This is a genomic window from Alteromonas sp. (genome assembly GCF_984505615.1).
The window spans coordinates 1-11,878 of the sequence record NZ_CFHOXV010000066.1 but is presented as its reverse complement, the minus strand read 5'-3'; the positions used below and the strand labels follow the sequence as shown (position 1 = coordinate 11,878).

The window sequence follows — 11,878 nt, the reverse complement described above, 5'->3', positions numbered from 1 at the left end:
GCTTTTACCCGCTCAATGGTGTCCAGAGCGTTGGCACCGGTCGCCAGAGATACCGCCATACCGGACGCCGGCTGACGGTTATAACGGGCAATATAGCTGTAGTTTTCAGAGCCCAGTTCAACCCGCGCCACGTCTTTCACGCGCACCTGTGAACCGTCGGTGTTAACCCGCAATACAATATTTTCGAAATCTTCCACGGTACGCAGGATAGACTGCGCCGTGATAGTGGCATTGATTTGCTGACCTTCAATGGCCGGCAGACCACCCAGTTGTCCGGCAGAAATGTCTGTATTCTGGGTTTGTACTGCGCCCTGAACATCCACAGGCGTCATGTTGTAGCTGTACAGTTTGTCAGGGTCCAGCCAGATACGCATAGAACGCTGGGCACCGAATACACGGGTTGTACCCACGCCGTTCACACGGGAAATGGGATCCTGATATTCTGATACCAGCAGGTCACTCAAATCGAACTGTGACAAGCGCCCGTCTTTAGAGTAGAAACCGATAACCACAGCAAACGTATCGTTTGATTTGGTCACGGTTACGCCCTGCTGCTGAACCTGTGTAGGTAACAGAGAGACGGAGCTTTGTACCTTGTTCTGAGTCTGAACCTGCGCGGTGTCCGGGTCAGTGCCCGGCTCAAAGGTCAGGGTAATCGTCATCCGGGTATTTTCACTGCTTGATGTGAAATAACGCAGATTGTCGATGCCCGACAGGCTTTGCTCAATGATTTGGGTGACGGTATTTTCGATAGTTTCCGCAGAGGCGCCCGGATAGGACGCACTGATGGTTACCGAGGGAGGGGCAACCTTGGGATACTGTTCGATGGGAAGACCTTGTATTGACAAGAGGCCGGCCATAATTGTGATCAGAGCCAGCACCCATGCAAACACAGGGCGATCAATAAAAAAACGTGCCATAAAGAATGTGTTCCTGCCTGAAAATTAGTCGCGCTTACTGTCCGTTTTTCGCCTGAGCGTTACCGGCCTGCCAGGGTTTAGCATTCACCTGCATACCCGGCTGCACTTTCTGATAACCGGTCACAATGACTCTGTCACCAGCCTGCACGCCACCTTTCACCATGTACTGATCCTGCCATGCACCTGATACAGTGATCTGGCGGGGTTCAACTTTGTCTGACGCATTCACCGTCATTACCACCATCGAACCGTCTGGCTGACGGGTGGTCGCACGTTGCGGTACCAGTAACTCATCGGTGTTAGACAGCACCACGGTGGCTTTCACGAAAAGACCCGGCATCAACAGTGAATCAGGGTTAGGCAGTTCTGCACGCAGTGCAACCGCACCGGTTGTTTCATCTACCGTCACTTCAGAGAATTTCAGTTCACCCTGATGTTCATACGCTTCACCTGTGGTTTCATCCAGAATCAGCTTCACCGGCAGTGTGCCACTTTGCTGCATCGCTTTACGCAGTGTCAGAACACCTTTGCCGCTTTGCTGCATATCAACATAAACCGGATTCAACTGGGTAATGGTAGCCAGTTGTTGTTCCTGATTGGCTGTTACCAGCGAACCGACGGTGACATAACTGCGGCTGATCTGACCGCTGATAGGGGCATACACTTTGGTGTAGTCTAAATCCACTTTGGCTAAATCTACCGCGGCCTGGGCGACACTGATTTGCGCTTCTGCCTGCTCGGCTTCAGCCAGTGCATCATCATACTCCTGACGGCTGACGGCGTTGCGGCTGAGCAAATCTTTATAACGGGCTGAACGTGCTTCCAGCGTTTTCAAACTCGCCTGCGCACTTTTCAGATCAGCTTTCGCACTGGCCAGTTGTGCTGCGAAACGGGCATCATCGATTTGATAAAGTTGCTGGCCTTTTTCCACCAGTGCACCTTCTTCAAACAAGCGTTCGGTAAGCACACCCTCTACCTGCGGACGCACCTGCGACTGGCGCATCGGGCTTACACGCCCGGGCAGTGTAACCGTGTGCTCTACCTGCTGACTGGCAATTGTCACTACAGACACAGAAGGTGCGGGTTGCTGACCACCCTGGCTTGCCTGAGCGGCTTGTTGCCCGTTTTGGTCAGAACAGCCACCGGCAACGGCCAGCGCTATCGCTGTGACGGCAGTTAAAAACAGTTTTTTCATAACAATAAGTCTTCCTGATACAGCCACGGGGGCTGGACAATTGCACATTAAAGGTTTACCTTCTAAAGATACGTTCTTGTATGTATGTTGTCAATCTCGCGGAGAATACGATGCGCAGAACAAAAGAAGATGCTGAGCTCACAAAACAGACCATATTAAAGGCCGCTGTCGATGTTTTTACAGAGCGCGGTGTCGCTAAAGCATCCCTGGAAGAAATCGCCCGCAAGGCAGATGTGACAAGGGGTGCCGTGTACTGGCACTTTAAAAACAAAATGGAGATCTTCGATGCGCTTCATGAGAACCTGCATACTCCTTTTATCGAACGGATCATGGAAGGACTGGAAGCTGAACACCCCAATCCTGTCGGTCAGTTACAGGAGTTATGTACGAACATATTCCTCGATCTCGATCAAGATGAGCAACTACGTAAAACACTTACACTTTTCATGTTAAAATGTGATTACAGTGGTGATTTGAAGTGTAGTCAGGAAAAGCACACTACGGCAAAATACGAAAAGATTCAGGCGTTCTCTGCCTACTACAAACGGGCTATTAAATTAGGCCAGCTGTCTGCAGATATCACACCGGAAGATTACACCCTGGCGATGAACTGTTTTATGCGTGGTATTTTGTCGGAATATCTGGAAGCACCGGAAGCCTTCGACATCACCACGAAAGCCCCCATCCTGATGAAAATCTATTTCGGCGGATTACGTACCGATAATGTTTAGGCCAGCGGTTCCTGCTTAACCGCACTCAGTAATACTTCACAGGCCCTAACCAGTTCAGCAGCAACCGGATTCTCCCCGCCTTTGTCAGGATGGTGCCTGTGCAGTAAATGTCGATACTGTTTCTTTATCAGGCTGCGGGTCAGTCGTATATCCGGTGCGATCTCCAGCACATTGCGTGCTTCATTAATCGTGTTTTCGTCTGCGGACATGTGAATGCCGCTGCCCATTTTGACCCAGAAACTGTGTATCAGCGCATCCACATCTTCTTTGCCGGTGCTGTCAAAGTTGTTCCAATCCAGATAATAATCCCGCAGCGGATCTGCCAGTGCCGGTGTTTCTGTTGATTCCGCTAAAGGTTCCAACCGGATGGCCGTCGTGTGGATGTTAAGTAAGCCATGCTTTTCCGCCAGCCATTCATCCTGAAGACGGTAAAGACAATGGAACAGAATAAAGTGACAACGGAACAGCGCCAGGCTGTCGCGCAAAGCGGTTTCATCGAAAAGCGAATACGGTGGTTTTTGTAACAGGCTGATAAGCTCAAACTCGCTGATCCCCGCTTCGAACCGGCTTTGCATTGCGTACAGTGTCAGTTGTAAGTGTCGGAGTGTTGCTTCATGGCCAGCGGGCTTTGTCATGTCAGGCTTTGCCATCCGGCAACTCAGGTTCCGGCAGACGCCACAACCAGATAAGCACACACAACATCATGATATCCGTACCGGCCATCACCCAAACCGGCGTGGCTGTGACCGCCATGATCACCGCCGACAGTGACATACCTGCCGTGGCAGCATATTTTGCACTGCGCGGCATACAGCGTCCGTTTCGCCAGTGATGAATTATCGGCCCGGTGACTTTGTGATTGTCCAGCCATAAAGCCAGCGACGGTGAACTGCGGGCCGCCAGCCAGGCAGCAATCAGCACGAAGACCGTTGTCGGCATACCCGGCACGACCACACCAATAAACCCAAGCGTCAGACTCACACAGGCACCCAGCATTAAACACCACCGGTAAGGTGCTGTTAACATGCTGTTTCTACGGCTAGTCCGGTGCGACATAGATAACTCAGAACCGTGTTGCTGTGTGTTTAGAGGAATATCTTTCACTTTACTCCATAATTCGCCTGAATTCATTGCTTCTTCGCCACATATCCTCCGCAAGCTTGCCAGATTACAGTGCTGAAATAACCCTACACACCGTAACGGAAGACGCTCATGTTCACGAATCCCATCCGCCGCTGCCCTGCCCGCAGCCACTTTAATTTGTTGCTGCTGATACTCTTCATGTGGCCGGCTTTTCCTTCTTTTGCTGACACACTACCCCGCTACCAGTCCGGTAATATGACGTTACAAAGCAACGACGTAAACGGGCAGGCCGCTTTACATGTACTCACGGATGCAGATGTTCAGATCAACGGTGTACTGGTGAACGTGACGTACTGGCAGATTTTTAAAAACCAGAGCGACGGGCCGGCCAATGGTGTGTACACCTTTCCGCTGCCGGACAAGGCGGCTGTTACTCATATGACCATCCGTACCGGCTCACGGGTGATTGAAGGCATCATCAAGCCACGGCAGGAAGCCCGGCGCCTTTACCGCGACGCAGTGGTACAGGGAAAACGGGCTGCACTGACAGAACAGCAGCGCCCCAATTTATTTACGCAGCAAGTCAGCCATATCGCACAGGGAGAAACCATAGAGGTTACACTGCAATTTCTTGATATCGCAGAGTTTCGCCGGGGCGAATTTTCATGGAGGCTGCCAACAACACTGACACCCAGGTACATGCCGGGTATGAACATGAGCAGCCGTGAATCGGAGGCCCCGGCAACCACCGGGTATGCAGACCCTGCAGCTCTGTTTCCGCCGTTTATTCTGCCCGGTAGTGGAAAAACGAATCCTCTGGCACTCACTATTTCTCTGAACGGTGGTATGCCACTTACCTCGGTGTATGCGCTGTATCATGACATCGATCTGACAAGGCAAAACGACAAGTTCACTATCACCCTTAAAGAGGGTCACAGTGAAATGGACCGTGATTTTGTGCTTCGCTGGCTCCCTGCCCCTTCTGCAGAACCGGTCGCAGCCCTTTTTACCGAGCAATCCGGTGATGATTACTTTTCCCTGCTAATGGTGATGCCCCCCGCCATCACACAGCCGCAAACGCTGCCCCGCGACATCACATTTGTCATCGACACATCAGGCTCGATGCAGGGGCAATCAATTATTCAGGCTAAATCGGGTTTGATTACTGCTATTGATAAGCTTAAGGATACCGACCTTTTTAACGTTATCGCGTTTAGTGACCGTTTTTCGCTGATGTTCGCAGAGGCAAATATTGCAACGCCTCCCGCCAGACAAGCGGCGCGGCAATGGGTAAATCAGTTGCAGGCCGATGGCGGTACACAAATGGTACCTGCGCTGACTGCAGCCTTTGCACAGAATCCGCGGAATGAACGCCTCCACCAGGTGGTATTCATCACTGACGGAGCTGTGGGTAACGAGGCAGAGCTGTTCAGCCTGACCAGCAACTTCGCAGGCACATCGCGGTTATTCACAGTGGGGATTGGCTCTGCTCCCAACAGTTACTTCATGCATAAGGCTGCGCAGGCTGGCCGTGGCACCTATGAATTTATTGCCAATCCGCAGGATATTGCCCCGCAGATGAACAGTCTGTTCGCAAAGCTTAACCACAGTGCAGCCAAAAACATCCAGCCGGGCTGGCCGGAAGATGCAGAGGTCTATCCTGCAAATACGCCGGATTTGTATCTTAACGAACCCCTGCTGTCTTTTGCCTCCACAAAAACGCCTGTCAGCAGTGTCACCGTAAGCGGTGAAACCGCCAGTCAGCTCTGGTCGCAAACGCTCACGTCATCGGATATGCCGGAAGGCAGCGGCGCCGGCGCACGCTGGGCCAGACAAAAAATTGCCCATATTGAAGATGAAGGGCGAATCGGCTCGCTTAGTGAAGAAAAGGTTAAAGACCAAGTGACAGCGGTGGCGTTGCAACATAGTCTGTTGTCCCGCTTTACCTCATTTGTTGCTATCGATCAGTCACCGGTGACTTATGAAAACAGCCCCCGTCCACCGCTCCGTCTGCGGGTAGCGAATCAACTGCCGCAGGGCATGTCACATCAGCAACTGCAATATCCGCAAACCGCCACCACAGCGGAACTGACACTCTGGCTGGGTATACTGTGTATTGTTGCAGGCCTCGCCTTACTGTTCTGGCAACGGATAAAAGTAAGATAAGGCGGCCGTGCAGTGAGGATAAAAGTAAAATACCTGAAGACAGCACTCCCCGCCCTGCTTCTGGCAACCGGCACCCTGTGTTTTGGCAATACATTATGGATTGCGGCAAAAGCAGTATTAGCGCAACGGCTTATTGCAGATGCCTGGGAGGAAACCCTGGAAACCGGTCACACCGTTAAACCATGGTCGTGGTCAGACACCTGGCCCGTAGCCGTACTGACCTTTCCCGGCCACAACCAGCGCCTGTATATGTTGTCGGGCAGTCATGGCAGCAGCCTCGCCTTCGGCCCCGGCCACATAGACGGCACTGCATTGCCCGGGGAGAGCGGCACACAGGTGTATTCCGGTCACCGGGACACCCATTTCAATTTTCTGCAGCATGTGCAGACAGGAGACACCTTTCAGATCCAGGACAGCCACGGACAATGGCGTACCTATCGGGTGAGTAAGACCAATATTGTCGATTCACACACCCACCGCTGGTTCATCGAACGGAACAAAGACGAAATCCAGCTTATCACCTGTTATCCGTTTAATGATATGACGCCCAAACCCCGTTTGCGCTTGATTGTACTGGCAGTTCCTGTTTAATACGCTACGATTCCCATATTCTTTCGTGTCGATAAAAATTCCGGTTAACACTATTTGCTTTACCGGTTTACACTCGCCACCCGTTTACTACCAGGCAGTATTTATTTATGGATTTTGCGTTAAGCAATCAGGAACTTTACGTATGGCTCGGGATCCTCTTTTGTATCTCACAGTCGGCCATGTTCTCCGGACTAAACCTGGCATTCTTTTCAGTCAGCCGTTTGCAACTGGAGATGGAAGTCAGCCACGGAGATAAAACCGCGGCGAAAATTCTGAAGCTCAGACAGGATTCTAACTTCCTGCTCACCACTATTCTGTGGGGTAACGTAGGGATCAACGTGTTGCTGGCATTGCTGTCAGACTCTGTGCTGACGGGCGCAGCCTCGTTCCTGTTTTCTACCGGTTTTATTACCATTTTCGGTGAAATCATGCCGCAGGCTTATTTCTCCAGAAATGCCATGCGCATGGCGTCAGTGTTATCACCGGTAATGCGTTTCTATCAGATCATCCTGTATCCCGTTTCCAAGCCCTCCGCCTTATTGCTTGATGGCTGGCTGGGCCGCGAAGGCGTTGAATACATGCGGGATAACGATCTGCGTAAAGTGATTAAACAGCACGTGGACGCCGAAGAAGCAGAGGTTGACCATGTGGAAGGTACCGGCGCACTTAACTTCCTTGCTATCGATGAAGTATCGGTGATGCAGGAGGGTGAATTACTTGAGCCGGAGTCCATTATTCAGCTACCCGCCAAACTGGACTTTCCCATTGTGCCGGAATTCGTACGCAACAGCTCAGATGAACTTCTGAAGAAAATTAACCAGAGCGGGCATAAATGGGTAGTACTCGCCGATGAGAAAAATAACCCGTTGCTCATTCTTGATGCTGACGGTGCTTTGCGGGCAGCCCTTTTTGATACCGACAAACCGTTTGATATTTATGATTTCTGTCACCGCCCGTTAATCGTGCGGGATGAATCTCTTATGTTATCCGAAGTGCTGTGGCACCTGAAAGCGCAGGAAACGCTGGACGCCCATGATGATGGCACCATCGATGTTGACGTGGTGCTGGTTTGGGGCGCACAACCCCGCATCATCACCGGAGCCGACATTCTTGGCCGCCTGTTAAAAGGCATCAGCGCCGTAACCCCGGCCAGCGTTTCAAAGAATGCGGTTCAGGGCAGCACTGCCGTTGAAGTTGAGATAGAAACCAAAGCCGAACAACTCACCACCACCATTAACGAGCCCAAGGCCTGATCGGGTAAAGTCACCATCCCGCTTCCGGGATGGTGCATCTTCCATCTGATCTGAAGTAATTATAACGAAGACATATGAAATTATAGCGAAGACAAATTCACTTATAAAACTGCTTTATATTTTTATAATTTATTGAATGTTAATGGTTATTTCTTTGTCTTCGTTTTAGTCCTACACATTGAAGAGGCCAGCTTTACTTAACCATTTCAACTTTGTTTATAATCTGGACTAAAATGATTGTTAGATAATATTTTTACTTTCGATAAACTCCGCAAATTTCAGATGTCCCTTTAGCCTTGGCAGATCATCTTCTGACACTTTACCCTGCTCAACCAGGTGACGAAATGCTCGGATCTTATTTCGATAACCCTTGGTTAAAGTGATTCTATCTTCTTTAACTAGTAAACCATGAATTTTTAATCGCTGGCCTTTTTCAGAGTCTGCAAAGTACGTTTTATTCTTATTAAGTGAAAATGTCGTCGCTTCGAAGATAGCTTCTAATTCGGTGGGAAGCGCCTCTTGAAATACGTCCTTTCCAGAAAAAACGATATCATCGGCATAACGAGTAACCTGCAAATCATATTTGTTCCCAAGTTCTTTCAATCGCTTGTCAATGGAATCAATGACTTAGCATTTTTTTTAAAATTGTTACTGTAAAAACCCAAAAAAGGGTCCTACAGATATAAATAAGGCAATACGAAAGAGATAACGCCCCTTAAATTGATAAGCAATAGGTGTGATAGGGCTTTTATTGGCTAATGAATAGGAGGGATTTTTATCCATTTTGAGTGAGATAGGTAAGTGAAAACACCGCATGGTGTAAAGCAGGCGACTTACTGGAACACGGCCAAGCGAAGCTTGGGAAAATAAGAATGGGTTGAAATCAATAAACCGCCCCCAAACCCATTTTTTTGAGGGGGGACTACCTCAGGATGAAAAGCATGACACGTTGGACAACCACGCGTATTGATAACCACAGCCTCGCCCGTTTTATCGGTCCCCATCCCTATGTGGTACTGTCGTGTCACGCTGCTATTCCCGCGCCTCATTTATTTCTTTTTTTACGCCTGATGCGTGAGCTCAATACACTCGGCAAAGATGATTGTGAGTTTCATGTCTTTTACATTGATGTTGATGAGAGAACCGGTATTCCTACACCGCACGTGGATGTGATAGGAAGTCACTCGTTGTGGTTTGATGAAATTGCAGAAAGGTACGAAAAATTGTATCGATGCGGCAGATAAACCTTCAGTTATCTGTATTTCACGTATTGATACACCGCCGTAGATAAACCTTTTAGGGACAAAGATTAACTGTTGATCTTTAAGAGCATGGGTTTACCATACCCCCTAAAAAGCGAAAACCCGAGAGGGACTGTTGTCTGTCTCGGGTATCTAGATAGATTGTTGAAGGCGCATGATATTAAATCAGAGGGACCGTTCAACTGCTCTAACAAGGATTCTAGTAAAATATGGCAGAAAGTCAAGTCCCATATACCTATAACAACAGTGGCGAATTGAAGTCTAACTTATCGGAAGAACGATTTAAGCCCTTTCTGATGAAGGCAGGCTTCAATGAGGAATATGCTTTTAATCTATATTTATACAATGCAAGACTTGCGAAGTCCTTCTTGTATCCATTACACATCTTGGAAGTAACGCTTCGTAACAAGATGAGCGGTATTTTTTCCACTCTTTACGGTCCGGATTGGCCACGTTCCACCACCTTTCGAGGCGAGCTAAGTCAACAGAGCGAAGATGCGCTAGATAAGGGGATCCAGAGGGCGAATTCTCATGACACAAAAGACATCGTGGCAACCCTCACGTTTGATTTTTGGTCCAATCTTTTTCGTTCGGAGTATGACAGGCCATTTTGGCAGTCAAATATGCAAACATTACTGCCAAACACGACCAAAACACGGCATGAATTTCAGCAGCATGTCAGAGATCTGAATGGATTTAGAAATCGCGTCGCCCATCATGAGCCAATATATGGTCTAGATATTTCCAAATATCACAGAGACTTACTCGACGTGATTAAGTGGATAAGCGAAGAAACGCATGACTGGACAAAGCATCATTCAACCGTCAATGGTATTTTACGTACGTCACCTAGCGCCAATGGTGAGCCGAAACCTCATTTTGGCGAACGGTGTGATAACCAATTTTTGAGAGTCGACAACACCACGACACTGAACGATATCCCGAGCTGTCGATTTTATTATTATGACGGCGATGTGCCGCTGATCATTGAAAAATCGCACCTTCTCGATTTTATGCTCCGAAACAAAGAGTGTGATGGCACCTTAATGCTGGACTTAACGGAAATTACCTTTGGCAAGATCATTAGCACCCTTCAGCTGCCGTCAAACACTCAACGGTGTGGAAGTACTGAAAGTTTAATAAAAGCGAAACAGATATTTAAGCAACGAGGCATTGATTACATCATCGTTGAAGAGGCGAGTAATGTTATTGGCATCATAGCGAAAGCGCATAGACAATATTAATAAAGGAACGTAAGCCCAATAAAGCAACGTTCTCTTCCGTTATTCGGTTAACCAAAATGCTTTTGCCTATGACAATTGGGGCATAATGCGATTGCATTTTCCACGGTATCTTCCCCTCCATGGGCCAACTGTTGAATGTGGTGCACTTCTAGATAAGGGGATCCATCTTTTCTACGCGTAAAGGGCGCAGGGTTCTTGCACGAGCCACAGATGCCCTTGGCACGAAAGAGGACTTCAGCCACCACATCTGGGTTACGTTGAAATACGCTCACTTCAACAATGGAGGTCTGTGGGATTTTAGGCGCTTTTTGCAATCGACGTTGCCGCTCCTCAGCGGAACGTTGCTGAGCACGGGCAACGTCTTTCTCAAAGTCTTTGTCTATGTCAGAGAGTACCACCGCCTTTGGAGCGAGCAGTGCCGATAAAATATGCCTGACGCCGGTTGAGATAGGAGCTCTGAATGACACGCCTTGCGCACAAAAGTGGCGCTTAAAATTGCTCCAATTCTTATTCCCTTTTGTTTCATGGGGAAGTAACTCGCTCAGTACCAATTCATCCAGCGTGATTGATTTATCGGGGACGGTCACTTCTTGGAGATGAAAGCGTAAAGGACGATTAGAGGTGGGCTCATGATATCGACCTGTCACTTCGTACAACCCACACAGTTCAAACGTGGGCCACTCTTTTAGTTTTTGAATGATAAAGACTTTATCGTTCGGTTTTACGCGTTCGTACTTCCATCGTTGCTTCTCACTCAGTCCGTAGCCCATGTCAGTGGTAAATGCAGAAGTATTTTCAGGACCATGATAAGCATAATAATAGTGAGACATAACCTCTCCATGTCAGGCGTCTTTCAACATACTGCATATTGCATCAACGCCAATGAAATTGGAAAAGCCGGAATATGCGAAAATAAATTAAAGCGGACTATATCTTAATGTGAAAATAAACAACAGGTTGCTGGGAAATGGCTACGCGTGACGTTAAAAAAAGCAAAAATGCAAAAAATAACGCTACCCAAGAAACGTTGCGTGAACGCGCCAAAAAGATAGGTTTTAAACGCGTCAAACATGCAGAACTGTGCTTGAAAATGTATTAAACATAATGTCTTCTTATGCGCCATTAGGCCCAAAATCGCGGTTGACGGTCTTTTTCCCCTGAACGTGCCATTTATCGCACTTTTCGCAAACCGACACTGACGACCCACAGGCATTGCCCCAAGAAACGTACACGGTGCATCAGCGCTGGGATGGCGCATTCGTGATAAGCTCCAAGTAAAAGGGGGGATCACACTTGCTTAAACCGTGAAGCGCTCCTTTCCCGCAACGGGCCTATGCCAAACGATAATGGAGCTTGAGTAGCATGACAATCCCAGGATCCCAGGCGCGGCTGGCGCAAATCGTCGAAGCGCTGGCGCGATTGGAAGAACAAAA

Annotated in this window: 13 protein-coding genes; 7 read left to right on the top strand and 6 right to left on the bottom strand. The window is 48.7% G+C overall.

Annotated features, from left to right (window positions below):
* Together AC4PME_RS19930 and AC4PME_RS19925 are read right to left on the bottom strand one after the other, a co-directional pair.
* A partial coding sequence (locus tag AC4PME_RS19930) for an efflux RND transporter permease subunit (RefSeq protein WP_491529739.1) occupies window positions 1–920 on the bottom strand: 920 nt, incomplete at its 3' end.
* Between the two features lie 34 nt (window positions 921–954).
* A complete protein-coding gene (locus AC4PME_RS19925) occupies window positions 955–2,115 on the bottom strand; it encodes an efflux RND transporter periplasmic adaptor subunit (protein ID WP_474843666.1) in 1,161 nt (386 codons plus the stop codon).
* A 110-nt stretch (window positions 2,116–2,225) separates the two neighbouring features.
* On the opposite strand from AC4PME_RS19925, the gene AC4PME_RS19920 reads away from it, so the two are divergent.
* A complete protein-coding gene (locus AC4PME_RS19920; RefSeq protein ID WP_474848983.1) occupies window positions 2,226–2,846 on the top strand; it encodes a TetR family transcriptional regulator in 621 nt (206 codons plus the stop codon).
* On the opposite strand, the gene AC4PME_RS19915 is transcribed toward AC4PME_RS19920, so the two are convergent.
* Together AC4PME_RS19915 and AC4PME_RS19910 are read right to left on the bottom strand one after the other, a co-directional pair.
* Window positions 2,843–3,496 carry a DNA-J related domain-containing protein gene (locus AC4PME_RS19915; protein ID WP_491226090.1) on the bottom strand — a complete coding sequence of 218 codons (654 nt, stop codon included), beginning with the start codon at window positions 3,494–3,496 and terminating at the stop codon, window positions 2,843–2,845. The genes AC4PME_RS19920 and AC4PME_RS19915 overlap by 4 nt on opposite strands.
* Window positions 3,483–3,872 (bottom strand): YbaN family protein, encoded by a 390-nt coding sequence (locus tag AC4PME_RS19910; protein ID WP_474843672.1) that lies wholly within the window; start codon window positions 3,870–3,872, stop codon window positions 3,483–3,485. Before AC4PME_RS19910 ends, AC4PME_RS19915 begins: the two co-directional genes overlap by 14 nt.
* A 186-nt stretch (window positions 3,873–4,058) precedes the next feature.
* On the opposite strand from AC4PME_RS19910, the gene AC4PME_RS19905 reads away from it, so the two are divergent.
* The 3 genes from AC4PME_RS19905 to AC4PME_RS19895 all read left to right on the top strand — a co-directional run bounded on the left by AC4PME_RS19905 (window position 4,059) and on the right by AC4PME_RS19895 (window position 7,939).
* Entirely contained in the window at window positions 4,059–6,095 is a 2,037-nt protein-coding gene (locus AC4PME_RS19905) for a marine proteobacterial sortase target protein (protein ID WP_491045989.1), read from the top strand.
* A gap of 12 nt (window positions 6,096–6,107) precedes the next feature.
* A complete protein-coding gene (locus AC4PME_RS19900; RefSeq protein ID WP_491045990.1) occupies window positions 6,108–6,686 on the top strand; it encodes a class GN sortase in 579 nt (192 codons plus the stop codon).
* 107 nt (window positions 6,687–6,793) lie between these two features.
* Window positions 6,794–7,939, top strand: a complete 1,146-nt coding sequence (locus tag AC4PME_RS19895) for a DUF21 domain-containing protein (protein ID WP_491045991.1) — start codon at window positions 6,794–6,796, stop codon at window positions 7,937–7,939.
* Between the two features lie 240 nt (window positions 7,940–8,179).
* Here the strand turns inward: AC4PME_RS19895 and AC4PME_RS19890 are convergent, their stop codons facing one another.
* Window positions 8,180–8,542 (bottom strand): RNA-dependent RNA polymerase family protein, encoded by a 363-nt coding sequence (locus tag AC4PME_RS19890; protein ID WP_491045992.1) that lies wholly within the window; start codon window positions 8,540–8,542, stop codon window positions 8,180–8,182.
* Window positions 8,543–8,880: 338 nt separating this feature from the next.
* Here AC4PME_RS19890 and AC4PME_RS19885 point away from each other — a divergent pair, with 338 nt between their 5' ends.
* Window positions 8,881–9,183, top strand: coding sequence for a hypothetical protein (locus AC4PME_RS19885; protein ID WP_491045993.1), 303 nt, complete (start codon window positions 8,881–8,883; stop codon window positions 9,181–9,183).
* Between the two features lie 227 nt (window positions 9,184–9,410).
* Complete coding sequence (locus AC4PME_RS19880) at window positions 9,411–10,445, top strand: Abi family protein (RefSeq protein WP_491045994.1); 1,035 nt, start codon at window positions 9,411–9,413, stop codon at window positions 10,443–10,445.
* 47 nt (window positions 10,446–10,492) lie between these two features.
* Here the strand turns inward: AC4PME_RS19880 and AC4PME_RS19875 are convergent, their stop codons facing one another.
* On the bottom strand, window positions 10,493–11,275 hold the full coding sequence (locus AC4PME_RS19875; RefSeq protein WP_491045995.1) for an HNH endonuclease: 783 nt from the start codon (window positions 11,273–11,275) through the stop codon (window positions 10,493–10,495).
* 137 nt (window positions 11,276–11,412) lie between these two features.
* Here AC4PME_RS19875 and AC4PME_RS19870 point away from each other — a divergent pair, with 137 nt between their 5' ends.
* The gene (locus tag AC4PME_RS19870; protein WP_491045996.1) at window positions 11,413–11,544 is read left to right on the top strand and encodes a hypothetical protein; all 132 of its coding nucleotides are present in this window, start codon (window positions 11,413–11,415) and stop codon (window positions 11,542–11,544) included.
* The last annotated feature ends 334 nt before the right edge of the window (window positions 11,545–11,878 follow it).

Excerpts from the sequence above, each read along its gene's own strand:
- AC4PME_RS19905 (WP_491045989.1), top strand. The coding sequence starts at position 4,059 with ATGTTCACGAATCCCATCCGCCGCTGCCCTGCCCGCAGCCACTTTAAT.
- AC4PME_RS19915 (WP_491226090.1), bottom strand. The coding sequence starts at position 3,496 with ATGGCAAAGCCTGACATGACAAAGCCCGCTGGCCATGAAGCAACACTC.
- AC4PME_RS19910 (WP_474843672.1), bottom strand. The coding sequence starts at position 3,872 with ATGTTAACAGCACCTTACCGGTGGTGTTTAATGCTGGGTGCCTGTGTG.
- AC4PME_RS19885 (WP_491045993.1), top strand. The coding sequence starts at position 8,881 with ATGACACGTTGGACAACCACGCGTATTGATAACCACAGCCTCGCCCGT.
- AC4PME_RS19880 (WP_491045994.1), top strand. The coding sequence starts at position 9,411 with ATGGCAGAAAGTCAAGTCCCATATACCTATAACAACAGTGGCGAATTG.
- AC4PME_RS19925 (WP_474843666.1), bottom strand. The coding sequence starts at position 2,115 with ATGAAAAAACTGTTTTTAACTGCCGTCACAGCGATAGCGCTGGCCGTT.
- AC4PME_RS19870 (WP_491045996.1), top strand. The coding sequence starts at position 11,413 with ATGGCTACGCGTGACGTTAAAAAAAGCAAAAATGCAAAAAATAACGCT.
- AC4PME_RS19895 (WP_491045991.1), top strand. The coding sequence starts at position 6,794 with ATGGATTTTGCGTTAAGCAATCAGGAACTTTACGTATGGCTCGGGATC.
- AC4PME_RS19875 (WP_491045995.1), bottom strand. The coding sequence starts at position 11,275 with ATGTCTCACTATTATTATGCTTATCATGGTCCTGAAAATACTTCTGCA.
- AC4PME_RS19920 (WP_474848983.1), top strand. The coding sequence starts at position 2,226 with ATGCGCAGAACAAAAGAAGATGCTGAGCTCACAAAACAGACCATATTA.